This window comes from Rhizobium sp. CSW-27, from assembly GCF_018760785.1.
GTDB lineage: Bacteria > Pseudomonadota > Alphaproteobacteria > Rhizobiales > Rhizobiaceae > Neorhizobium.
The window spans coordinates 332,673-354,923 of record NZ_JAHHZO010000001.1 but is presented as its reverse complement, the minus strand read 5'-3'; the positions used below and the strand labels follow the sequence as shown (position 1 = coordinate 354,923).

Below are 22,251 nucleotides of genomic sequence, written 5' to 3'. Positions count from 1 at the left end.
CCTGATATCCCTGAAGGAGATGAAAAGATGACTACGTTCCACGTGCCCGACATGACCTGCGGCCATTGCGAAAAGACGGTGAAACAGGCGCTGGACAGAGCGCTGCCGGGCGTTCCCGTCGCAGTCGATCTCGCCGGCCACCGGGTGACGATCGAGGGCGGCGACGCCGGCAAGGCGGAAGCCGCGATCCGTGACGCGGGCTACAGCCCGGAGCGGCTGGGGCTTGCCTGAGAAAACTGCCGGCCGGCGGGAGGCCTGCCGGAAAACCTCTCCCCGCCGGGCGGGGAGAGGGCTTCTGCACGGATGACCGCGCGGGCAATCAGAACTTGACGCCGATGCCGACATTGACGACGTGCTGGTCGAAATCGGCATTGATGCCGCCGACATCCTTGTCGCCGAAGTCGTTGTAGCGATATTCCAGACGGCCGAACATCTTGTCGGTGAAGGCATAATCGACGCCGGCGCCGACGGTCCAGCCGTTGAAGGTCTCTTCCGAATCGATGCCCGGTCCGTCGACGAAGCCGTTGGCAGCCGTCCAGCCACCGGCGGCGAACAGCAGCGCGCGGTCCATCGCATAGCCGACGCGGCCACGCACGGAACCCGACCAGTCGGTGCCGGCACTGAAGCCGCCCGCATAGTCGTTGTCGTTCCAGTCATAGTTCACGTCGCCCTCGATGCCGACGATGAAGCCGCTGGACATTTCCCAGTTGTAGCCGACGAAGCCACCGAGACGGCCACCGTCAAAATCGTCAGAACCGATTGCCGCACCGCTGAAATCGCCATTGGCCCAGCCATAGCCACCCAGCAGACCGATATACGGACCGGTCCAGGTGAAGGCAGGGGCCATCGGCTCCTGGGCAACGGGTGCCTGCGGTGCTTCGTAGATGGCATCGGCCGCAAGTGCTGCGGTGGAGGTGGAGAGTGCAAGGCCCGTGGCCAGGAGCAGGATTTTCTTCATGGTCTCGTTTCCCTTTCATGAGCAACAGGTTCGCATCTAGGGCGTGCGGTTCAAACGGCTGTAGCTAATATACAACACAGTATCAGCAATGATCGAAAATGAGGCCTGCCGCCGGGTGGACGCCCGCAAAATGGGCAGGGCTGGAGCCTTTTTCACCGCTTGCGGTTCGGGGGACGAGGCCCTTATGCTGCGGCGAACGGAGCGGGGGCACGATGGCGCGGCACGCCGATCCAACAGGGAGTAATGCTTTGTTTCCATTCGATAATTCCTATGCGCGCCTGCCGGAACGTTTTTACGCCTCCGTTTATCCGGAAGCGGTGTCCGGCCCGGTGCTGATTGCCTTCAACGGGCCGCTTGCAAAAAATCTCGGGCTTGACCTTGACGAAAACGACACCGGGCGCCTGGCGGCGATTTTTTCCGGCAATGTGCTGCCGCCCGGCGCGGCGCCGCTCGCCATGGCCTATGCCGGCCACCAGTTCGGCAATTTCGTGCCGAAGCTGGGCGATGGCCGCGCGATCCTGCTCGGCGAGGTGGTGGATGCCGGGGGCGTGCGCCGCGACATCCAGCTGAAGGGAGCGGGGCCGACGCCCTTTTCCCGCCGCGGCGACGGGCGGGCCGCACTCGGGCCTGTGCTGCGCGAATACATCGTTTCGGAAGCCTTTGCCGCGCTCGGCATTCCGGCCACCCGGGCTCTTGCGGCCGTGCTGACGGGCGATCCGGTCTATCGCGAAACCGTGCTGCCGGGCGCCGTCTTCACCCGCGTGGCGGCAAGCCATGTGCGCGTCGGCACCTTCCAGTATTTTGCCGCGCGCGGCGACAATGAGGCGGTGCAGCAGCTGGTGGATTACGTGATCGACCGGCATTATCCGGACCTGAAGGGGGCCGACAGGCCGGCGCTCGCCCTGCTGCAGCGGGTGGCGGCGCGGCAGGCGGAACTGATTGCCCGCTGGCTCGGTATCGGCTTCATCCACGGGGTGATGAACACCGACAACATGACGATTTCGGGCGAGACGATCGATTTCGGCCCCTGCGCCTTTCTCGACGAATACGACCACATGAAGGTGTTCTCCTCCATCGACCAGCAGGGGCGCTATGCCTATCGCAACCAGCCGGGCATCGGCCAGTGGAACATGGCGCGGCTGGCGGAATGCCTGCTGCCGCTGCTGGACGCCGACGAGGAGCGCGCCGTGGAGGCGGCAAACGGCGTGCTGAAGGCGTTTGGCGAAGAGTTCCAGGCGGCCTGGATCGCCGTGTTCCGCCGCAAGCTGGGGCTTGTCACGGAGGAGCCGGGCGATGGCGAGCTGGCGCAGAGGCTGCTTGCCGCCATGCAGGAGGGGCGGGCCGATTTTACCCTGACCTTCCGCCGGCTTTCCGCGCTGGCCGAGGCGGACGCGGCGGGCGGGGCAGCGGGGCTTGCCGCCGAAGCCGCCTTCGTGGAAGGCTTCGCGCCCTGGCAGATGGCGGAGGGCTGGCTGCCGCTGTGGCGCGAACGGCTGGCCCGCCAGCCGGCGGGCGACGGGACAGCAAGCCCGGCGGCGCTGATGCGCGCGGTCAACCCGGCGATCATTCCGCGCAACCACCGCATCGAGGAGGCAATCACGGCGGCGACCGAGGGCGATCTTGCCCCCTTCCACCGCCTGCTGGAGGCGGTTTCCGACCCCTATCGCGACCGCCCGGAGTTTGCCGACTATAGGCAGGCGCCGAAGGACGAGGAACGGGTGCTGCGGACCTTTTGCGGGACGTGAGGAGCGGCCTTGTTCCGGTCAGGCGCGCTTGCCGCTACGGCTCCGACCGGCTGCTGGAGGTGCGATTGCCGGGATAGGATTTCAGGCCCGCAAACGCAGGCAGGAAGGCCTCGCGGCGCAGCGTCCAGAGCTCATAGGCGGGCACGAGCTGGTTCGGCTGGTCGAGCGAGCCGAGGTTGATCTCCACCTCATCGCCGGTTCGCGCAAAGACCGGCGATCCGCAATGCGGGCAGAAAAAGCGGCCGGCATAGCTGCCGGTCTCGCCCTCGATCGCGACCGCATCCTCCGGAAAGATCGCCGAGGCATGAAACAGCGCGCCGTGATGCTTGCGGCAATCGAGGCAATGACAGAGGCCGACGCGATAGGGAGCGCCACTTGCCACGAACCGCACCCTGCCGCACAGACACCCGCCTTCGAGAGGGTTCATCGGATTTCTCCTTCCCTGGTTTGCCTCCTGACTGGCATGAGGCCGGGGGTGTTTCAAGGCGGGGGCGGCGGACGGGTGCCGGAAAACCTCCAGCGTGTCTGGCTAGATCTCCAACCTCTCAGGGGCTGGGTGAGCGATGCGTTGGCCGGTTTCACGGTGTATCATGTCGCCCGATCTCCCGCCGGTCCGACAGGAAATGCAGCGTTATAGGAAAATAATCCTTGACGGCGTGACGGTGCTGTGACATGATCTAGGCATAGTCGAAGAGTTGCGACTGGCGGCGACGCCGGGGCGATAACTTCCAGTCTGCGGCCTCATGGTTCTGTCACGAACCTGGGGCCGTTTTTTTATCCGCAGAGGCGAGGGGCTTGAGATCCGCGCGGGGAACATCCCGCGAGGTCGGGACAGTCTGTGCCGATAGACGGGGCCGGGGCAAGGGCAAGGGGTGAGGCGCATGGATGCGTTTGTCGATGTGGATCTTTCGCTGTTTGGCCTGTTCGGTGCCGGGCCGGAGGCATTGTCTGCCGGCCGGCCGGCCGATGCGGCGCTGACGCAGGAAGCCGATGCGGTACTTCTGGAATTGAAATCGGCGGAGGCGGCGGCGGGTGCGGAGGATCTGCGGCTGCTGCTGAACGAGATGACGCGCGAGATGCGGGCGCAGTTCCTCGCCTTCCGGGCCCTGCGTGCCGAGGCGGAGCGGCAGGCGGCCGAGGGTGACGAGGCGGCGCAGAAGCTGGCGCGTGCCGATTTGAAGGCGGCGACCGACGCCATGTCGCTGATCGTGCGCACGCTGGAGAAAGTGGACAGCCTGCAGCGGCAGCTTTCCCGCGACCGGGCGGAGGAGGCCGAAAGGCGGGCCGAGGAAACCGGGTTTGAGGAGGCGCTGCGCGATGTCCGGCAGCTTATCGAGGCGCGGGCGACAGAACTGTTCCGGCGCTGGCAGATGGAAGGCGAACACAACGAGCACGGCACTTCCCGCCCTGTCGACGGCGGCCACGGTGCGGCTGGGGCCGGACCGCCCATCGCGGGTGGGGCAGAAGGCATTGATGTCAGCGAAGACGCTGCTTGAGGAGTTCTCCGACGGCATGAAGCATGTTGGCGAGGGCCGCAAGGCAGCAAGCGCAGCCCCCGGCGCTGGTGGACTGCCGAAGGATGTGGCGCAGGGCGTGGCAACGGTTGCGACTGTCCCTTGCGAGCCGGTGATGGACCTGCAGCGGCACGGCATCGACCTGCCGGAGCGCGTGGTGCGCGAGGCCGCTCGTCTGAGCCGCAGCTGGACGCTTGCGGGGCGTGCCGAGCAGAAGCCGCCGGCCGGCGACTGGCGCACCTGGCTGGTGATGGGCGGGCGCGGCTCCGGCAAGACACGCGCCGGCGCCGAATGGGTGCATGGGCTGGCAACCGCCTTGCCCCGCTGCGACCTGCGCATTGCGCTGGTGGCGGAAACGCTGGGCGATGCCCGCGAGGTGATGATCGACGGTGTCTCCGGCATCTGCCGCATTGCCGGGCGGCTGGCGCCCGATTTCGAGATTTCCCGCCGCCGGCTGGTCTGGCCGACCGGGGCGGTGGCGCAGATCTTTTCCTCCGAGGACCCGGAAAGCCTGCGCGGGCCGCAGTTTCACTTTGCCTGGTGCGACGAGCTGGCCAAGTGGAAACATGCCGACGACACGTTCGACATGCTGCAGTTCGGCCTTCGGCTGGGGGCCGCACCGCGCCAGCTGGTGACGACGACACCACGGCCGGTGCCGGTGCTGAAGCGGCTGATCGCCGATCCGGCCACGCGGCTGGTGAAGATCGCCACCCGCGACAATGCCGAGCATCTGGCGCCGGGATTTCTCGCCGCGCTGGAGGAGCGCTATCGCGGCACGCGGCTGGGACGGCAGGAACTGGAGGGCGAACTGATCGAGGACCGCAGCGACGGGCTGTGGAAACGCGCCGATCTCGAGGCGCTGGTCATCCGTTTTACCGGGGCGCTGCGGCGCATCGTCGTGGCGGTCGATCCGCCGTCCGGGCAGGGCGAAAAATCCTGCTGCGGCATCGTGGTGGCCGGGCTGGAAACGGGCGGGCGGGCCGTGGTGCTGGCCGATTGCTCGGTGGAGGGGTTGAGCCCTGCCGGCTGGGCGCAGGCGGTGGTGAAAACCTTCCGCCGCTTCGCTGCCGACCGGGTGGTGGCCGAGGTGAACCAGGGCGGCGAGATGGTGGCGGCGATGCTGCGCAGTGTCGACGAAACCCTGCCGCTGACACAGGTGCGCGCCACGCGCGGCAAGTTTCTGCGGGCCGAGCCGGTGGCGGCGCTCTACGAGCAGGGGCGGGTGGCGCATGCCGGCCGCTTTGCCGAACTGGAGGACCAGATGTGCGACTTCGGGCCTGACGGGCTGTCCGGCGGCCGCTCTCCGGACCGGCTCGATGCGCTGGTCTGGGCGCTGACGGCGCTGCTGCTGGAGGGGCAGGCGGAACCCAGGGTGCGCGGGCTGTGAGGCGGGCTCGGGGAGGATGATGGCGCTGCTTGGGCGCTGCTTTGGCGCTACTTGGGCGCGATGCCTTTGCGGACATGATGCCCTTCAGGGAAGGGGCGGTGTGCCCTGCGGACTCTCGGACCCGGTTCTGGAACCGCCTTGCCGCCGAAGCACCTGGGGTGGGCACTGGCGGCTGGGCATTGGAGGGTGGGCACAGAAAGCCGGGCAAAGGAGGCCGGGCGCAGCAGACTGCCCCCGGCATGCCATGTCGGGCCGGGGCAGAGCCTGCCTCCGGCCTCAATGGATGAACGGGATCAGCGGGACTTGCCCGGCGCGGGCGCGGCTTCGCGCATCTGCTTCCACTCGGATTCCAGGCGCTCGACCAGGTGCTGGGGGATCTGCGGCTTCGGGGTCGTGACAGTGGCGGCGGCGGTCGCGGGCTGCTGCATGATCGTGATCTCCTTCCAGAGGTGGCCAAGGGTGTGGCCACAGGTTGCGGGCGCAATAACATCCCCGTGATCGTTTGGTTCCATAGCGTTAGCGGAAAGTAAAGAGGGCCTTCGGCGTCTAAACCGATTAGCTAAATTTAAAATCGATTGAAGGGTTTGGCAGGATGGTGCGCCGCAGCATCGGAGGCGGATTTTGTGTGGAAACGCGACGATCAAGTAAAGGACAAGAACAAGTCTCGCGCAGTGCAATCGATCTGTGGCATGATGCCGTGGCGGCAGGGAACGGCCGCCTGCTTTGGCGCGTGGCCAAAGAGAAGGAGGGGGTAGAGGCATGATCAACACGGTGTTTTTCTTTGATCAGGTGACGCAGAGCCTGTTTCCCAGGGGCATGACGCCCACGCAGGGCGACGGACTGGAAGGCATCGTCATTCACTGGCTGAAAAACTATGCCGAGCAGGACGACCGCTGGCTCGCCTATGCGCTGGCCACGGCCTATCACGAGACGGGTGCCGCGATGCAGCCGGTGCAGGAAAACCTGAATTACCGCGCCGAGCGTCTGCTGGCGGTGTTTCCGAAGTATTTTTCGCCGGCGGATGCCGAGGCCTGCCAGCGCAACCCGGAAAAGATCGCCAACCGCGCCTATGCCAACCGGATCGGCAATGGCAACGAGGCCAGCGGCGATGGCTGGCGCTTTCGCGGACGCGGTCTGGTGCAGATCACCGGACGCAGCAATTACCGCACCTATGGCATCGAGAACGACCCGGACAAGGCGCTCGACGACGATGTGGCCGCGCATATCCTGTTTGACGGCATGATCCACGGACGCTTCACCGGCAAGAAGCTCGGCGATTTCTTCCACGGCTCGCTGGAGGACTGGCGCGGCGCCCGCCAGATCATCAACCGGCTGGACCGGGCCGATGACATTGCCGGCTATGCCCGGAAATTCTACGCGGCAATCAGCTATACCAAGGCTGCCTGAGCGCCGGACCATGGCGGTCCGTCGTTCGATGCGGCGCAGAGCGGGCTTGCCGGCCTCAGGCGCGTCTGGTGACGGGCGCGCCGATAATGTTCTTGCGCACGGAGCTGGCTGCCGAAGGCCGGTCCGGCCCCCGGCGCCGCGACGGAGGGTGAGCCGGGCGTCGAACCCTGGCGCCATGCCCCGAGACCCGGCATGCGGCCGTTCCATCGCCTGTGGCGGTGGCGGCCTTCGCGTGCCCTTGCAGAGGATGTGATCCCATGAAGATGCCTTTTCGCCTGCCGTGGCGCGCCACGGCGGATCGCCTTGCCGTGCCCGGTCCTCAAGAGCGTGAGCCGGCGGTCGGCGCGCCGCTGCCGCATGACCGGAAGGCGCAGCCGGCTGGCTTCGCCATCGTCTCCGGCGAGGGCGGGCCGCACTGGTCCGGCCGTTCCTATGCGGCGCTGGCGCGGGTCGGGCTGATGCGCAACCCGGTGGTCTACCGCGCGGTGCGCATGATCGCCGAAGCCGCCGCCTCGGTACCTTGGCTCGCCTATGAGGGGGAGCGCGAAATGTCGGCGCATCCGGCGCTGGCGCTGATCGCGCGGCCCAACCCGCGCATGGCGGGGCCGGATTTTCTGGAGGCGCTGTTCGGCCATCTGCTGCTGTCGGGCAATGCCTATGTGGAGGGGCTGTGGGTTGGCGGCGCGGTGCGGGAACTGCATCTGCTCCGGCCCGACCGGGTGAGCGTGGTGGTGGGCGCCGATGGCTGGCCGCTGGTCTATGACTACCGGGTGGGCGGACTGCTGCGCCGCCTGCCGGCGCTTGGCGATGGCGAGCGGCCCGGCCTGCTGCACCTGACGCTGTTCCACCCGCTCGACGACCATGGCGGCTTTCCGCCGCTTTCGGCCGCCGGTGCCGCGCTCGACCTGCACAATGCGGCGGCGAGCTGGAACAAGGCGCTGCTCGACAATTCCGCTCGCCCCTCCGGCGCGCTGGTCTACCAGCCGAAGGATGGCGGCAATCTGTCGCCCGACCAGTATGAGCGGCTGCGCGCCGAACTGGAGAGCGGCTATGGCGGCGCGGTGAATGCCGGGCGCCCGCTGCTGCTGGAAGGCGGGCTGGACTGGAAGGCCATGGGGCTTTCGCCGAAGGACATGGATTTCATCGAGGCAAAGAATGCCGCCGCCCGCGACATTGCGCTGGCCTTCGGCGTGCCGCCGATGCTGATCGGCATTCCCGGCGACAACACCTTTGCCAATTACCAGGAAGCGCATCGCGCCTTCTACCGGCTGACCGTGGTGCCGCTGCTGACGCGGACGACGGCGCGCTTTTCTCACTGGTTTTCAGAGATTTACGGCGAGGCGCTGACCTTGCGTCCCGATCTCGACCAGGTGCCGGGGCTGGCATCCGAACGCGATGCCTTGTGGGCGCGGGTGGGGTCCGCCGATTTTCTGAGCGATGCGGAAAAGCGGCAGGCCGTCGGCTATTCCGCCGGGTGAGGGGGACATCGGGCGGAGTTGAACGGCTGCGCCGATGCCGTTCCGCCCGGTTGCAAGCCGGGCGGTTGACTCACCTTGTGAAGATGCGGAGGCGCCACATCAACCGGCGCTGCCAAGCGATTCCGATGATTCAACAATGCGGCACTGGCCGCTGACACGCACTCACATTGGCGGCCCGCCCCCTGCGGGAGGCGCACGCAACCTTGCAACCCTTATAGCACAGAGCATCGGGAGGATGAAGCCATGGCGGACATGGGCCATGAGGGCGGCATGCTGGCCGCCCGGGTGATCGGGGCGGCGGCGGGAGCCTGGGTCTCGCTCGTCTATCTGGTGCCGAAGAGCGGGCGCGAGGCGGCAAGCCGCTTCATGACCGGGCTCTCCTGCGGCATCATGTTCGGGGGACCGACCGGCCTCTGGCTTTCCGAGCGGCTGGGTCTTGCCGGCCAGCTTACGCCGGTCGAGACCATGCTGTCGGGGGCTGCTGCCGCCAGCCTGACGGCCTGGTGGGTGCTGGGCGCGGTGGAGCGGCTCGCCAGCCGCTACGGCGGCAGCCGCGACGGGCGCTGACATTTCCGAACGGCCGGTCGTTTGCGTCCGGCCCCCTGCGGCGCGTCCTGGCGCTGCACCGCCGCCGGCAGGCCGGCGGCCCCTTTTCCACTCCATCCTCTGAGGAGAACGCCATGCACGCCTATCGCGGGCCGCGCCCGACCGCGCGCAAATTCGCCAGCCTCGAACTCTCCGGCCTCGGCGGGGACGGCACCTTTTCCGGCTATGCCAGCGTGTTCGGCGAGGTGGATCTCGGCAAGGACGTGATCGAACGCGGCGCATTTCGCCATTCGCTGGTGGAGCGCGGGGCGGGGGGCGTGCGCATGCTCTACCAGCACGACCCGCACGAGCCGATCGGCGCCTGGACGGTCATCCGCGAGGATGCGCGCGGCCTCTATGTCGAGGGCCTGCTGTCCGGTGGTGTGGCACGGGCCCGCGAGGTGTTTTCGCTGATGAAGAGCGGCGCGCTGGACGGGCTCTCCATCGGCTTTCGCACCGTGAAGGCCCGCACGGACGCCAAGACCGGCGTGCGGCGCATTCTGGAGGCCGATCTCTGGGAAATTTCGGTGGTGACCTTTCCGATGCTGCCATCGGCGAGGGTCTCCAACGTCAAGCATGCGCGGTTCTTCCGCGACCGGGAAACCGAACTCGTCCGCAACCTGCGGCGAACGGCGAAACTGATGATGGCAACCACGTTCAAGGGATGAAAACATGACGGACACAGCACGGGCTCATGCGCCGGAGGTGAAGGCGGTACCGGAGACGGTGACGGCCGCCTTCGAGGATTTCATGCAGGCCTTCGAGGCCTTCAAGGAGGTGAACGACCGAAGGCTTGGCGAAATCGAGCAGAAGCTCTCCTCGGACGTGGTGACGCGCGACAAGATGGACCGCATCAACCGCGCCATGGACGACCAGAAGAAGATGCTGGACCAGCTGGTGCTGAAGAAGGCGAGGCCTGCCCTTGGCGCCGGCGGCGAGGCCGGCCCGGAGGCGGCCGAGCACAAGGCGGCCTTCGACGCCTATGTGCGCCGCGGCGAGGAGGCCGGCCTGCGTGAACTGCAGGCCAAGGCCTTTTCCGTCGGCACCGCCACCGATGGCGGCTATCTGGTGCCGGCCGAGACCGACAGCGAAATCGGCCGGCGCATCTCCGTCGTCTCGCCGATGCGGGCGCTGTCCACCGTGCGCACCGTCTCCGCCTCGGTGCTGAAGAAGCCGTTTGCCACGGCCGGGCTTTCCACCGGCTGGGTGGCGGAGACGGCAAGCCGGCCGCAAACCAACACGCCGTCTCTGGCCGAACTCTCCTTCCCGACCATGGAACTCTACGCCATGCCGGCCGCCACCCAGGCGCTGCTCGACGATGCGGCCGTCAATATCGAGGACTGGATCGCCGGCGAGGTGGACATCGTGTTTGCCGAGCAGGAGGGCGATGCCTTCGTGCGCGGCGACGGCACCAACAAGCCGAAGGGCTTTCTCGCCTATACGACGGTGGCCGATGCCAGCTGGAGCTGGGGCAATCTCGGCTATATCGCCACCGGTGCCGCCGGCGCCTTTGCCACCTCGAGCCCGTCCGACGTGCTGGTGAATGCCGTCTATTCGCTGCGCGCCGGCCACCGGCAGAACGCCACCTTCATGATGAACCGCAAGACGCAAGGGGAAATCCGCAAGTTCAAGGATGCCGACGGCAACTATCTGTGGCGCCCCCCGGCGACCGCCGCCCAGCCGGCGACCCTGATGGGCTATCCGCTGGCGGAGGCCGAGGAAATGCCCGACATCGCCGCCAATGCGCTGTCGATTGCCATCGGCGATTTCCGCGCCGGCTATCTCGTCGTCGACCGCGCCGGCGTGCGCATCCTGCGCGACCCCTATTCCGCCAAGCCGTATGTGCTGTTCTACACCACCAAGCGCGTGGGCGGCGGCGTGCAGAACTTCGAGGCGATCAAGCTGATCAAGTTCGCCGCAAGCTGAGGCGGGTTGCCCGCGGGGGAGGCAGGTGTGGCCTGCCTTCTCTGGGCAGTACGAGGTCCGAGGCAGAGCCGGCTCGTGCCTGCCCTGGTGCCGATCGAGCCACGATGTTTCGGACGCAGACGAGCGTGGCGGCCCAGCCTGTGCGCTGCCACCACATCCCATCCACGAGGATTTTTCCATGACCTATATCCTGACCGAGCCGCCGCTTGCGGAGCCGGTGACACTGGCCGAGGTGAAGGCGCATCTGCGTCTTGACCATGCGGAGGAAGATGCGCTGCTTGCCGGGCTGATCCGGGTGGCGCGGGCGCATCTGGAGCGCGAGACAGGGCTTTGCCTGATGGTGCAGGCATGGCGGCTGTGCCTCGACGACTGGCCGGCGGATGGCCTTGTGGCGCTTGCCCGCGGGCCGGTGCGCACGATCGAGGATGTTTCGGTCTATGACGGGCTGGGGCAGGCGATGCCGGTGCCGCTCACCGGCCATGTGCTGGATGCCGGTCGTCAGCCGGCACGGCTCTGGCTTGAAAACCGGCCGCTGCCGGGCCGGGCGATCAACGGCATCGAGATCGATTTTACTGCAGGCTTCGGCGAAGCGGGGGCGGATGTGCCCGCTTCACTCACCCGCGCCATCCTGCTGCATGTGGCGCATATGCATGCCTTTCGCGGCGTGGTTTCGCTGGAAGACCAGCCGGCCGGCGTGCCGGCGGGCTATGAGCGGCTGATCGCCCCCTACCGGATGCGGAGGCTGTGATGGGCGCGGCGCTTCTCGATCCCGGCCAGCGGACGGCGCGGCTGACGCGCGAGGTGCCGGTTGAGGTGGCAGATGGGCAGGGCGGCGCAAGCCTCTCCTGGAACTCAGCCGGCGCTGTGTGGGCGCGCATCGAGCCGGTGTCGCATGCCACGTCCGAGGTGGCCGGCGCGACACGGGTGGTGCTGACGCATCGCATCTGGATCCCGTGGCAGACCGGGATTGCTGCCGGCCAGCGGCTGCGCCAGGGCACGCGGATCTTTGCGATCCAGGCGGTGCGCGATCCGGACGAAAGCGGACGTTATCTGGTCTGCGACTGCGAGGAGGAGGCGTCATGAGTGCGGTGAATGCGCTGCTGGCGGCGATCCGCGCCCGGCTTGCCGGCGACGCGGTGCTCTCCGGGTTGATCGGGCCGGACGGGTTTCGCGACCGGCTGCTGCCTCGCCCGCGGCTTCCCTGCGTGGTGCCGGGCAGCGTGGAGACGCGCGACTATTCCACGGCGACCGAGGCAGGGGCCGAGCATTTTCTGACGCTCGAGGTCTGGGCCGAAGGAGAGGGACGCAAGGCGGCCGAGACGGTGGCCGAGCGGCTGCGGGTGCTGTTGCATGATGCGCCGCTTGCGCTTTCCGGCGCGGTGCTGGTCAGCCTGCTCCTGCGCAATACGCGCAGCCGGCGCGAGCCGAAGACGAAGCTCTTCGTCGTCGAACTGTCGTTCCGGGCGGTGACGGAGTGAGAAAGGTCAGGCCATGGCGCCCGGCGGCAGGCCGGGCGGAACCTCGCGCCTGCGGCTGCGGATCAGCTGTCCGAGCCGCAGCAGCAGCAGGATGGAGAGGCCCACCAGAAGGCTTGCGACGAGAAGGGCCGGCAGCGTGCCGCCGGCATCCATCAGCGCGGCAAAGGCGAGCGGGCCGACGGCGATCGCCATGTTCTGCGGCAGCGAGATGCGCGCCGACTGCAGGCCGTATTCCTGCGGCGAGAAGACGGCGAGCGGTAGCACGGCGCGCGCCACCGCCATGATGCCGGCGCCGAGGCTGTAGAGCACCACGAAACCGATCAGCACCGGCGATGTGCCGGGCAGCAGCGCCAGCAAAAGGAAGCTTGCCAGCATGCAGAGCGTGCCGGTGAGTGCCGTCAGAAGCGGACTGCCGCGACGGCCGAAGGCGAAATCCACTGCGCGGGCGGAAATGGCGATGACGCCGCGTGCCGCCCCGAGCTGCAGGGCAAGCGCCGGCGAGGCACCGGATTTCTGCAGGAGTTCCAGCAGTGTCGGCGAAAAGCCGAAGGAGACGAAGGCCGCGATGGTGGTGCTGGCCGCCACCAGCAGGAAGGCGATGCGTTTTTCGGCCTCCGACAGCGTGAGGGGCGCCGGTTCGGGCTGCGAACTCCCGTCGGCTTTCGATCTGGTCTTCGGCAGGGCGAAGAGATGCAGCGGCAGGCAGACGAAGAACTGCAGGGCGGCCAGCACCAGCAGGGTGTTGCGCCAGCCGATGCCATCCGCCAGCCAGGTGTTGATCGGCCAGAACACCGTCGCCGACAGGCCGGTGAAGATCATGGTGAGCCCTATGACGCGCTTGCCGGCCGCCCCCTCCCGCTCGACGATCGCTGCAAAGGCGGGCGTCGACAGCGCCTGCGCGCCGCCCCAGCCGATCACCACCCAGGTGGCGGCATAGGCGAGGAGATGATGGCAGGCGCTGAGCAGCAGCAGACCGACCCCCAGCCAGGCCGAGCCCATGGCGAGAACCCGGGCCGCCCCGTGGCGGGCCAGCATGCGCCCGACCGAAGGGCCGGCAAGGCCGCTCACCACCATCATGACGGTGATGCCGCCGAAGATGACCGCATTCGACAGGCCGATCTCCGCCCCCATGCGCGGGCCGATAACGGCCACCATGTCGAAGCCGCTGCCCCAGCCGATGATCTGCGTGAGCGACAGGACGGCGATCAGCCGGGTGCGGGTGAGAAAGGCAGACATGCGGGCTCCGGAAGCGGAATGCCGTGACGGCGAGAGGGAAAGGCGCCGGGCAAGGATGGGGCAGGAATCGGCAAGGATGCGAAGATGCGGGCAAGACGGCCTGCCTGTTCTAGCAAACCGGCGCGCCGCCGCAAGCTGCCATGCGCACCAATCGGCAGGCGCGCAGGAGATTGCCACCTGTCGCGGCCTTTGTGGCCGGGCAGCGTGTGGCGACGGCCAGGCGGGCTGCGCCGAGGCCGCCGGCCGGTGCGAGGGGGAGAGGCTGCGGTGCCCGGCATCGGCTTTGCAGCGGCTGCCGGGCCGGACGGGCCGCAGTGACGGGCGCGGTTCGGTGCGGTCACAGAAATTTCAACGCGGACGAAGGAGACGGCGCATGGTGGCGCAAAAGGGCAAGGACCTTCTGCTGAAGGTGGATGATGGCGGCAGCTGGCTGACGGTGGCGGGCCTGCGCTCGCGCCGGCTGGCCTTCAATGCCGAGACGGTGGACGTGACGGATGCCGGCAGCGCCGGACGCTGGCGCGAGCTTCTGGCCGGAGCGGGCGTGCAGCGCGCCGCCATTTCCGGCGCCGGGATCTTCAAGGATCAGGCCTCCGACCTTCTGGTGCGCAGCACCTTCTTTGCCGGCTCGATCCTTGCGTGGCAGGTGCTGGTGCCGGGCTTCGGCACGATCAGCGGTCCCTTCCAGATCACCGCGCTTGAATATTCCGGCGAGCACGATGGCGAGATCCGCTTCGAGCTGGCGCTGGAATCGGCCGGCAGCCTGAGTTTCGGAGCCCTGTGATGGCGCGGTTCGGACAGACGGCGGCCGGCCATCGCGCCAACCGGCGGCGCGGCGAGATCGAGGCGCTGATCGACGGCGAGCGGCGCATTCTCTGCCTGACACTCGGCGCGCTGGCGGAGCTGGAGACGGCCTTTGCCGCCGACGACCTGGCAGCGCTTGCCGCCCGTTTTGGCCGCGGCCGGCTGAGCGCGACCGACCTGGTGCGCATCCTGGGGGCCGGCCTGCGCGGCGGCGGCAACACCTTTTCCGACGAGGAGGTGGCCGAGATGAGCATAGAGGGCGGCGTGGCGGCCTTTGCCGCGATTGCCGCAGCCCTGCTGGAAGCGGCCTTCGGCTGCGAGGGGGAGGCGGCGGCGAGGCCCGCCGGTACCGGCCGCACCAAGCAGGACGGCGCAGAACCGGACGGCGCCCGGCATGAAGGCGTTGCGGTGGAAAGCTTCGGCGAGGGACGCGCCGGCGGCGATGACCGGACAGCGGGCGGGGCGGGGCCTGAGCCAAACCCTTGAGGGCCGCAGCAGGCGGGGATGCCCCCGTTCCGCGCTTTCCCTGGCAGGCAGTGATGCATGCCGGGCTCTGCCTGCTGCGGCTTCCTCCCGATCACTTCTGGCAGCTGACACCGCGCGAGTTTTTCGCGATGGCCGGCGGTCTGGCCGAGCGGCCGGGCGGACTGAAGCGCGAGGGGCTTTCGGCATTGATGCGCGCCTTCCCGGACCGGCCTTCCGGCGCGGACGGCGGCACTAATTGAGGGAGATGACGGATGGACACCGATAATGAGACGCTGGACGACAGGCTTGCGGCGACGCGCGCGCTCGGCGAGGCGATGAGCGATCTGGAAAGTCGATCCGAGCGGTTCGGGGCGGCACTGACCGGCGCGCTGAGATCGGCCACGGTGAGCGGCCGGAGCCTGGAGGATGTGCTGAAGGGGCTCGGCAACCGGCTGACCGATCTGGCGCTGTCCTCGGCGCTGAAGCCGCTGGAAAGCACCCTGTCCAGCCTTGTGTCCGGTCTTGGCGGCAGCCTGATGGGCAGCTCGACCTCCGTGACCGCCTTTGCCGACGGCGGGGTGGTGCGCGCGCCGACCTATTTTCCGATGGGTGGCGATCTCGGCCTGATGGGGGAAGCGGGCGCGGAGGCCATCCTGCCGCTGAAGCGCGGCGCGGATGGTTCGCTGGGCGTGGCGGCCGGCGGTGGCGGCGGGGGCACGCAGATCGTCTTCAACGTGACGGCGACCGATGCGGCGAGCTTCCGCAAGAGCGAGGGGCAGGTCTCCGCCATGCTGGCGCGCAGCGTGGCGCGCGGCCGGCGCGGGCTGTGAGGGGCAAATCCAGATGAGCGGTTTTCACGAGGTGCGCTTTCCGCTGCGGCTGGCGCATGGGGTCACGGGCGGGCCTGTGCGACGCACCGACATCGTCAACCTGTCGAACGGGCGCGAGCAGCGCAATGCCCGCTGGCGCCATGCCAGACGGGCCTATGATGCGGGATCGGGCATCAAGTCGATCGCCGATCTCTACGAGGTGCAGGCCTTCTTCGAGGCGCGTCTGGGCGAGCTTTACGGCTTCCGCTTCCGCGATCCGGTGGACTGGAAATCCTGCGGGCCGCTGCAGGTGCCTGCCGCCAGCGACCAGCTGATCGGCACCGGCGATGGCGCTACCGCCGAATTTGCGCTCTGCAAGACCTATGCGGATGCGGCCGGCAGCCATCAGCGGCCGATCGCCAAGCCGGTGGCCGGCACGGTGACGGTGTCGGTGGCCGGCGTGGTGAAGCCTGCCTCCGCCTTCGCCTGCGACGTCACGACCGGAATCGTCACCTTCGCCTCCGGCCATGTGCCGGCACCGGGGGCGGCGGTGCGGGCCGGCTTCGAATTCGACGTGCCGGTGCGCTTTGCCACCGACCGCATCGAAGTGAACCTCTCGACCTTCAATGCCGGCAGCATTCCGGCCATTCCGATGACGGAGATCCTGCCATGAGGACGATCCCCGATGCGCTTGCCGCGCATCTTTCCGGCGATGCCACCACGACCTGCCAGGCCTGGCGGGTGAGCCGCAAGGACGGCGTGGTGCTGGGCTTCACCGACCATGACCGCGACCTTGCCTTCGACGGCACGCTCTTTCGCGCCGCGAGCGGCTTTGCGGCGAGCGAGGCGGAACTGGGCGAGGGGATGGCGGCCAGCGCCGCCGAAGTGGCGGGCGGCTTTTCGAACGATGCCATTGCGGAGGCCGATCTGGCCGCCGGCCGCTTCGACGGCGCGGTGGTGGAACTCTATCTGGTCAACTGGGCCGATCCCAGCCAGCATCTGCGGCTTTCGGTGCGCGAGATCGGCGAGGTGACGCGGGCCGGCGGCCGCTTCACCGCCGAGCTGCGCAGCCTTGCGCACCGGCTGGACCAGCCGCAGGGCCGGCTTTACAACCGCCGCTGCGATGCCAGCCTGGGCGACGCCCGCTGCCGGGTGGACCTCTCCGCCTTTCGTGCTGCCGGTACGGTGCTGGCCATGGAAAGCCGCAGCCGTCTGCTGGTGGCGGGGCTTTCCGCCTTTGCAACCGGCTTCTTCGACCGGGGCATGCTGGCGCTTTCCGGCGGCGAGACGGCTCAGGTGGATGGGCATGTGCGCGAGGCCGACGGCACGGCCTCTCTCACGCTCTGGCTGCCGCTGGAGCGGGCGCTTGCGGCGGACGAGGGGTTCGTGCTGACCGCCGGTTGCGACAAGAGTTTTTCCACCTGCAGGGCCCGCTTCGGCAATCACCTGAACTTCCGCGGTTTTCCGCATGTGCCGGGCAGCGATTTTGCCTATTCCTACGTCGACGGGGAGCGCCTGCATGACGGCGGCGCGCTGTTTTCATGAGCGCCATCGCTGACTGCCGGGGCGCTGCGGTCCTTTCGATTGCCGCAGGCTTCATCGGCACGCCCTATCGCCATCAGGGCGCGACGCGCGGCGTGGGCTGCGACTGCATCGGCCTGATCCGTGGCATCTGGCGGGAGCTTTACGGGGCCGAGCCGGAAGCCGTTCCGCCCTATGCACCGGACTGGGCGGAACGTTCCGGCGAGGAGCGGCTGCTGGATGCCGGGCTTCGTCTGTTCGGGCCGCCGCTGCCGCTGGCTGACGCCGCACCCGGCGATGTGCTGCTGTTTCGCTGGCGGGCCGGCTGTGCCGCCAAGCATGCCGGTGTTCTGTGCGATGCCGGCCATTTCATCCATGCCTATGAACAGCAGGCCGTGACGCGCTCGGCCCTGGTGCCGGCCTGGCGGCGGCGCATCGTCGCCGTTCATCGCTTTCCCTGAGGCTTTCCTGCCATCCTCCTGATGGCATCCTGAACGAGGCTTTCCCTCCATGGCGACACTTCTTTTCCAGGCGGCCGGGGCAGCCCTCGGTTCGGTGCTCGGGCCTGTCGGCGCGATGCTGGGGCGGGCGGCCGGCGGGCTTGCCGGCGCGGCGCTCGACAAGGCGCTGATCGCGGGTACCAGCACGGTGACCGGCACAAGGCTTTCGACCGCCCGCGTGCCCGGTGCCGATGAAGGCGCGCCGATTGCCCGTGTCTATGGCACGGCGCGCATTGCCGGCACGCTGATCTGGGCGACGCGCTTCGAGGAGGAGGTGACCGTGGAGCGCCAGGGCGGCAAGGCGAGCGGCGGCAGCACCCGCGTGGAAAACTTCAGCTATTATGCCAATCTTGCCGTCGGGCTGTGCGAGGGCGAGATCGCGCATGTGCGGCGCGTCTGGGCGGACGGGCGGGAACTGGACCTGACGACCCTCGAGATGCGCCTTTACCGGGGCAGCGAGGACCAGCTGCCGGACCCGCTGATCGAGGCGAAACAGGGGGCGGGCAACGCTCCCGCCTATCGCGGCCTTGCCTATGTGGTGTTCGAGCGGCTGCCGATCGACAGTTTCGGCAATCGCATTCCGCTGCTGCAGTTCGAGGTGCTGCGCCCGGTCGGGCAGCTGGAGAGCCAGGTGCGGGCGGTTACCATCATTCCGGGCGCCACCGAATTCGGCTATGCCACCGTGCCGGTGAGCGAGCAGGACGGCACCGGCACCGCCCGTCTGCTGAACCGCCACACGCTGCAGGCCGCAACCGACTGGCAGGCCTCGCTCGACGAATTGCAGGCGGTGTGCCCGAACCTGCAAAGCGTGGCGCTGGTGGTCAGCTGGTTCGGCACCGATCTGAGGGCCGGCGACTGCCGCATCCTGCCGGGCGTGGAGGTGGCGGCGCGGTCGGGACTTTCGATGGACTGGCAGGTGGCCGGCCTGGGCCGCGACGCGGCCCATCTCGTCAGCCAGAGCGATGGCGCGCCGGCCTATGGCGGCACGCCTGCCGATCTCAGCGTGCTGCAGGCGATCGCCGATCTCAAGGCGCGCGGCCTGAAGGTCTATCTCTACCCCTTCGTGATGATGGACATTGCGGCCGGAAACGGCCTGCCGGACCCCTATGGCGGCGCGGAGCAGGCCGCCCATCCCTGGCGCGGCCGCATCACCTGCCATCCGGCGCCGGAGCGTGCGGGCTCGCCGGACGGGACGGTCACGGCCCGCACGCAGGTGGAAGCCTTCTTCAACCGGACGGACGGGCTGCGGCGCATGGTGCTGCATTATGCCGACCTCGCGCTTCAGGCGGGGGGCGTCGACGGCATGATCCTCGCCTCCGAACTGGTGGGGCTGACGCGGGTGCGCGGCGAGGCGGGACGCTTTCCGGGGGTCGAACAGCTGGTGCAACTGGCGGGCGACGTGCGCACCCGACTGGGGGCTGCGACCAAGCTGACCTATGCCGCCGACTGGAGCGAGTATTTCGGCTACCAGCCTCAGGACGGGTCGGGCGATGTCTATTTCCCGCTCGACGCGCTGTGGGCATCCGCCGGCATCGATGCGGTCGGCATCGACAACTACATGCCGCTCTCCGACTGGCGCGACGACGATCTCGGTGCGGCCAATCCGGACGGGGCGCGCCTTTGCGACGATCCGGCGGCGCTTGTCGCGGGCATTGCCGGCGGCGAGGGCTTCGACTGGTTCTATGCCGATGACGCGGCCCGCAAGGCGCGCCGGCGCACGCCGATCACCGACGGTCTGGCGGGCAAGCCCTGGATCTTCCGCTTCAAGGATCTTGCCGGCTGGTGGAGCAATCGCCATTACGAGCGGGTGGGCGGCGCGGAGCGTACGGTGCCGACGGCCTGGCTGCCCGGTTCGAAGCCGATCTGGTTCACCGAACTCGGCTGCTCGGCCATCGACAAGGCGGCGAACCAGCCGAACCTGTTCCTCGATGCCAAATCCACCGAAAGCGGTCGCCCGCATTTTTCCAGCGGCGCACGTTCCGACAGCATGCAGCGACGCGCGCTCGAGGCGCATCACGGCTGGTGGCAGGGGCACGGCGCGCCGGCGGGCATGGTGGATCCTGACCACATCTTCCTCTGGTGCTGGGATGCACGGCCCTATCCCGCCTTTCCCAATGATACCGATGCCTGGAGCGATGGCGCCAACTGGACGACCGGCCACTGGCTGAACGGCCGGCTGGGCGCCACGACGCTTGCCGATGCGATTGCCGCCATTCTGCGCGATCACGGCTTTTCCGGCTTCGACGTGTCGCAGGTGAGCGGCGACCTGACCGGCTATGTGCAGGGGGAGACGAGTTCGGCGCGGGCGCTGATCGAGCCGCTTGCGGAAACCTTCCTTCTCGACGTGCTGGAGGAGCCATCCGGCCTGCGCTTGCGCTCCCGCAGCCGCGTCAGCCTGCCGCCGCAGGTGATCGCGGTGCTGGCCGAGCGTGACGAGGAGGCGGCCTGGAGCGAGACGCGCGGCCATGACAGCGATTTTGCCGCCGAGGTGGTGCTGGGCTTTGTCAATCCGGCCCTCGACTACGAGCAGGCAAGCGTCCGCTCCCGCCGCATTCCCGGCGCCGGCAGCCGCATCCTGAGCGCCGACCTGGTGGCGGCACTTGCCGAGGAAACGGCGCAGGCAGCAGCCGAGCACCTGCTGCGCGACAACCACCTGTCACGGCGCATGCTGAGCCTGCCGCTTTCGCCCGCCGAGATCGCGCCGGTGCCGGGCGATGCCATCCGTATCGCCGACGGACCGGACGGCATCTATCTGGTGACGCGCATCGAGGAGGGGACGGTGCGTCGCATCGAGGCGCGCCGTCACGAGCCGGCGGCACTTCTGACCACGGCTGCAACGACGGCGGCGCGCGCGAACGGAAACGCCGCCTCCGCCGCCTTCGCCCCCGTGCTGCATTTCCTCGACCTGCCGCGTTTCGAGGCGGGCGAGGCGGAGAGCTTTGCCCGTATCGCGCTCTATGCCAAACCCTGGCGGCGGGTGCTGATCTCCTCCTCGGCGACCACGGAAGGCTATCGCAGCCGGGTGACGCTTGACCGGCCGGCCCAGACCGGCGTGCTGACGGCCGCGCTTTCGCCCGGCTTTTCCGGGCGCTTCGACCGGCACGGCGTGCTGGAGCTTGACCTTGCCTTCGATGGCCTTGCCTCGGCGGGGGAGACGGCAGTGCTGAACGGCGAAAACCGGCTGGCGGTGCTTTGCGCCAGCGGCGCCTGGGAGGTGCTGGGGTTTGCGCAGGCCGAGGAGACCGCGCCCGGCCACTGGCGGCTTGGCCGCTTGCTGCGCGGCCTGGCCGGCACGGAGGATGCCATGGCCGCAGGTGCCGCAGCCGGCGCGCCGGCGGTGGTGCTGAACGGCGCGGTGCCGCCGCTGGGGCTTGCCGCCTCCGAGCGCGGCATGGTGCTGAACTGGCTGGCCGAGGCGCTGGGCAGCGGTGGCGGACAGGCGGGGCCCTTCGCCTTTGCCGGCGGCACGAGGGCCGAGACGCCGCTTTCGCCGGGGCATCTCCGCGCGGTGCGCGGCGGCGACGGCGTCACCTTCCGCTGGGTGCGGCGGGGGCGCATCGATGCCGATGACTGGGAGGCCTCCGACATCGCGCTCGACGAGCCGGAAGAGCGTTACCGGCTGGAGATCCTCGCCGGCGAGACGGTGCGGCGGCTGATCGAGGTGAGCGCGCCGCTCGCCCTCTATCCCCTTGCAAGCGAGCTTGACGACTTTGGCGCCGAACAGGCGGGCTTTCGCCTGCGGCTGCGTCAACTGGGGCGGGCCGTGCCGCTCGGCATTCCTCTCATCACGGATATCGTTCTCAACCGACAAGGAGATGCATGATGGATAATGCGAAGCCCTGGTACCTGTCCAAGACCATCTGGGGAGGCGTGATCGCCCTCCTCGCCGCGCTGCTGCAGGCCACCGGCCAGCAGGGCTCGCCTCTGGCCGAGGGGGATCTCGCGGAGGCGGCAACCACCCTGGCGGGCGCCGTCGGCGGCGTTCTCTCCGTCTACGGCCGCCTGGCGGCCAAGACCAGCATTACCTCGAATTAATCCCCAGCCGTGGCATGGAATGGCGGCTGAACGGCGCATTCATTTGCCATTCAGCCGCCTTTGCTAAATAATTCCCCCAGTGGTTCGCTCTGGAACCCGTGCGTCACTGTGAGTGGAAGTTGTAGTCATGGCAGCAAACAGAATGATCGCGACGATGGCCGCGGCGCTCTTTACCCTTCTTGCCGGGCAAGCGACTGCGCGCGATTATCTCGTTCTGGTGGCAGGTGATTGCGGCGATGCGGCGACCAAGGTGGTGCGCGACACGGGCGGACAACTGCTCTCGGCCCAGCCTTCCAGCGACGGGCGCAGCTGCGTCGTTACCGTGCTGGTGCAGGGCAGCGGCGAGCGGCCGCGCAAGGTGACGGTCCGGGTGCCGATGTAGTAGAAGCCTTCCGACGCATTCTGC

Annotated in this window: 25 protein-coding genes and 1 pseudogene; 22 read left to right on the top strand and 4 right to left on the bottom strand. The window is 68.3% G+C overall.

From position 1 onward, the window contains the following. The first annotated feature begins 27 nt into the window (after positions 1–27). Positions 28–231 carry a heavy-metal-associated domain-containing protein gene (locus KLP42_RS01770; protein ID WP_143126661.1) on the top strand — a complete coding sequence of 68 codons (204 nt, stop codon included), beginning with the start codon at positions 28–30 and terminating at the stop codon, positions 229–231. A gap of 88 nt (positions 232–319) precedes the next feature. Here KLP42_RS01770 and KLP42_RS01765 read toward each other — a convergent pair whose 3' ends face one another. Continuing rightward, positions 320–958: an outer membrane protein gene (locus tag KLP42_RS01765; protein ID WP_215564244.1), complete on the bottom strand. Its 639-nt coding sequence runs from the start codon at positions 956–958 to the stop codon at positions 320–322. A gap of 212 nt (positions 959–1,170) precedes the next feature. Between KLP42_RS01765 and KLP42_RS01760 the strand changes: the two genes are divergently transcribed. Continuing rightward, complete coding sequence (locus KLP42_RS01760) at positions 1,171–2,703, top strand: protein adenylyltransferase SelO (protein ID WP_215564242.1); 1,533 nt, start codon at positions 1,171–1,173, stop codon at positions 2,701–2,703. Between the two features lie 34 nt (positions 2,704–2,737). Here KLP42_RS01760 and KLP42_RS01755 read toward each other — a convergent pair whose 3' ends face one another. After that, positions 2,738–3,130 (bottom strand): GFA family protein, encoded by a 393-nt coding sequence (locus KLP42_RS01755; protein WP_215564240.1) that lies wholly within the window; start codon positions 3,128–3,130, stop codon positions 2,738–2,740. Positions 3,131–3,584: 454 nt separating this feature from the next. On the opposite strand from KLP42_RS01755, the gene KLP42_RS01750 reads away from it, so the two are divergent. Together KLP42_RS01750 and KLP42_RS01745 are read left to right on the top strand one after the other, a co-directional pair. Continuing rightward, positions 3,585–4,199, top strand: a complete 615-nt coding sequence (locus KLP42_RS01750; protein WP_215564238.1) for a hypothetical protein — start codon at positions 3,585–3,587, stop codon at positions 4,197–4,199. Continuing rightward, on the top strand, positions 4,177–5,604 hold the full coding sequence (locus KLP42_RS01745) for a DNA-packaging protein (RefSeq protein ID WP_252192688.1): 1,428 nt from the start codon (positions 4,177–4,179) through the stop codon (positions 5,602–5,604). Before KLP42_RS01750 ends, KLP42_RS01745 begins: the two co-directional genes overlap by 23 nt. 293 nt (positions 5,605–5,897) lie before the next feature. Here KLP42_RS01745 and KLP42_RS27085 read toward each other — a convergent pair whose 3' ends face one another. Beyond that, complete coding sequence (locus KLP42_RS27085) at positions 5,898–6,032, bottom strand: hypothetical protein (RefSeq protein ID WP_286675426.1); 135 nt, start codon at positions 6,030–6,032, stop codon at positions 5,898–5,900. 331 nt (positions 6,033–6,363) lie between these two features. On the opposite strand from KLP42_RS27085, the gene KLP42_RS01740 reads away from it, so the two are divergent. From KLP42_RS01740 to KLP42_RS01705, 8 genes are all read left to right on the top strand, one after another. Next, complete coding sequence (locus tag KLP42_RS01740) at positions 6,364–7,011, top strand: hypothetical protein (protein WP_215564236.1); 648 nt, start codon at positions 6,364–6,366, stop codon at positions 7,009–7,011. A 257-nt stretch (positions 7,012–7,268) separates the two neighbouring features. Continuing rightward, the gene (locus KLP42_RS01735; protein WP_215564234.1) at positions 7,269–8,489 is read left to right on the top strand and encodes a phage portal protein; all 1,221 of its coding nucleotides are present in this window, start codon (positions 7,269–7,271) and stop codon (positions 8,487–8,489) included. A 243-nt stretch (positions 8,490–8,732) separates the two neighbouring features. After that, positions 8,733–9,056: a DUF6107 family protein gene (locus tag KLP42_RS01730; protein WP_215564232.1), complete on the top strand. Its 324-nt coding sequence runs from the start codon at positions 8,733–8,735 to the stop codon at positions 9,054–9,056. Between the two features lie 113 nt (positions 9,057–9,169). Further along, a complete protein-coding gene (locus tag KLP42_RS01725) occupies positions 9,170–9,742 on the top strand; it encodes an HK97 family phage prohead protease (protein ID WP_215564230.1) in 573 nt (190 codons plus the stop codon). Positions 9,743–9,746: 4 nt separating this feature from the next. Beyond that, entirely contained in the window at positions 9,747–11,000 is a 1,254-nt protein-coding gene (locus KLP42_RS01720) for a phage major capsid protein (RefSeq protein WP_215564228.1), read from the top strand. Between the two features lie 178 nt (positions 11,001–11,178). Next, positions 11,179–11,748 (top strand): head-tail connector protein, encoded by a 570-nt coding sequence (locus tag KLP42_RS01715; RefSeq protein ID WP_215564227.1) that lies wholly within the window; start codon positions 11,179–11,181, stop codon positions 11,746–11,748. Then, entirely contained in the window at positions 11,748–12,083 is a 336-nt protein-coding gene (locus tag KLP42_RS01710; RefSeq protein ID WP_215564225.1) for a phage head closure protein, read from the top strand. The genes KLP42_RS01715 and KLP42_RS01710 overlap by 1 nt, the downstream gene beginning before the upstream one ends. Then, positions 12,080–12,478, top strand: coding sequence for a DUF3168 domain-containing protein (locus KLP42_RS01705; RefSeq protein ID WP_215564223.1), 399 nt, complete (start codon positions 12,080–12,082; stop codon positions 12,476–12,478). Before KLP42_RS01710 ends, KLP42_RS01705 begins: the two co-directional genes overlap by 4 nt. 6 nt (positions 12,479–12,484) lie before the next feature. On the opposite strand, the gene KLP42_RS01700 is transcribed toward KLP42_RS01705, so the two are convergent. Further along, the gene (locus KLP42_RS01700) at positions 12,485–13,714 is read right to left on the bottom strand and encodes an MFS transporter (RefSeq protein WP_215564221.1); all 1,230 of its coding nucleotides are present in this window, start codon (positions 13,712–13,714) and stop codon (positions 12,485–12,487) included. A 373-nt stretch (positions 13,715–14,087) separates the two neighbouring features. Between KLP42_RS01700 and KLP42_RS01695 the strand changes: the two genes are divergently transcribed. From KLP42_RS01695 to KLP42_RS01650, 10 genes and pseudogenes are all read left to right on the top strand, one after another. Then, the gene (locus KLP42_RS01695; protein WP_215564219.1) at positions 14,088–14,495 is read left to right on the top strand and encodes a phage major tail protein, TP901-1 family; all 408 of its coding nucleotides are present in this window, start codon (positions 14,088–14,090) and stop codon (positions 14,493–14,495) included. Continuing rightward, positions 14,495–14,857 (top strand): annotated as a pseudogene (locus tag KLP42_RS01690) (gene transfer agent family protein); the annotation flags it as partial. The gene KLP42_RS01695 and the pseudogene KLP42_RS01690, both read left to right, overlap by 1 nt. Positions 14,858–14,997: 140 nt before the next feature. Further along, positions 14,998–15,240 carry a rcc01693 family protein gene (locus KLP42_RS01685; RefSeq protein WP_215564215.1) on the top strand — a complete coding sequence of 81 codons (243 nt, stop codon included), beginning with the start codon at positions 14,998–15,000 and terminating at the stop codon, positions 15,238–15,240. A gap of 12 nt (positions 15,241–15,252) precedes the next feature. Continuing rightward, entirely contained in the window at positions 15,253–15,810 is a 558-nt protein-coding gene (locus KLP42_RS01680; protein WP_215564213.1) for a phage tail tape measure protein, read from the top strand. A 13-nt stretch (positions 15,811–15,823) separates the two neighbouring features. Then, positions 15,824–16,462, top strand: coding sequence for a DUF2460 domain-containing protein (locus KLP42_RS01675; RefSeq protein WP_215564211.1), 639 nt, complete (start codon positions 15,824–15,826; stop codon positions 16,460–16,462). Continuing rightward, positions 16,459–17,334: a phage/gene transfer agent baseplate hub protein gene (locus KLP42_RS01670; RefSeq protein WP_215564209.1), complete on the top strand. Its 876-nt coding sequence runs from the start codon at positions 16,459–16,461 to the stop codon at positions 17,332–17,334. Before KLP42_RS01675 ends, KLP42_RS01670 begins: the two co-directional genes overlap by 4 nt. After that, on the top strand, positions 17,331–17,771 hold the full coding sequence (locus tag KLP42_RS01665; protein ID WP_215564207.1) for an NlpC/P60 family protein: 441 nt from the start codon (positions 17,331–17,333) through the stop codon (positions 17,769–17,771). The genes KLP42_RS01670 and KLP42_RS01665 overlap by 4 nt, the downstream gene beginning before the upstream one ends. 49 nt (positions 17,772–17,820) lie before the next feature. After that, complete coding sequence (locus KLP42_RS01660) at positions 17,821–21,633, top strand: baseplate multidomain protein megatron (protein WP_215564205.1); 3,813 nt, start codon at positions 17,821–17,823, stop codon at positions 21,631–21,633. Then, positions 21,630–21,845 carry a hypothetical protein gene (locus tag KLP42_RS01655; RefSeq protein WP_252192687.1) on the top strand — a complete coding sequence of 72 codons (216 nt, stop codon included), beginning with the start codon at positions 21,630–21,632 and terminating at the stop codon, positions 21,843–21,845. Before KLP42_RS01660 ends, KLP42_RS01655 begins: the two co-directional genes overlap by 4 nt. A gap of 127 nt (positions 21,846–21,972) precedes the next feature. Beyond that, the gene (locus KLP42_RS01650; RefSeq protein WP_215564203.1) at positions 21,973–22,227 is read left to right on the top strand and encodes a hypothetical protein; all 255 of its coding nucleotides are present in this window, start codon (positions 21,973–21,975) and stop codon (positions 22,225–22,227) included. Positions 22,228–22,251: the final 24 nt, after the last annotated feature.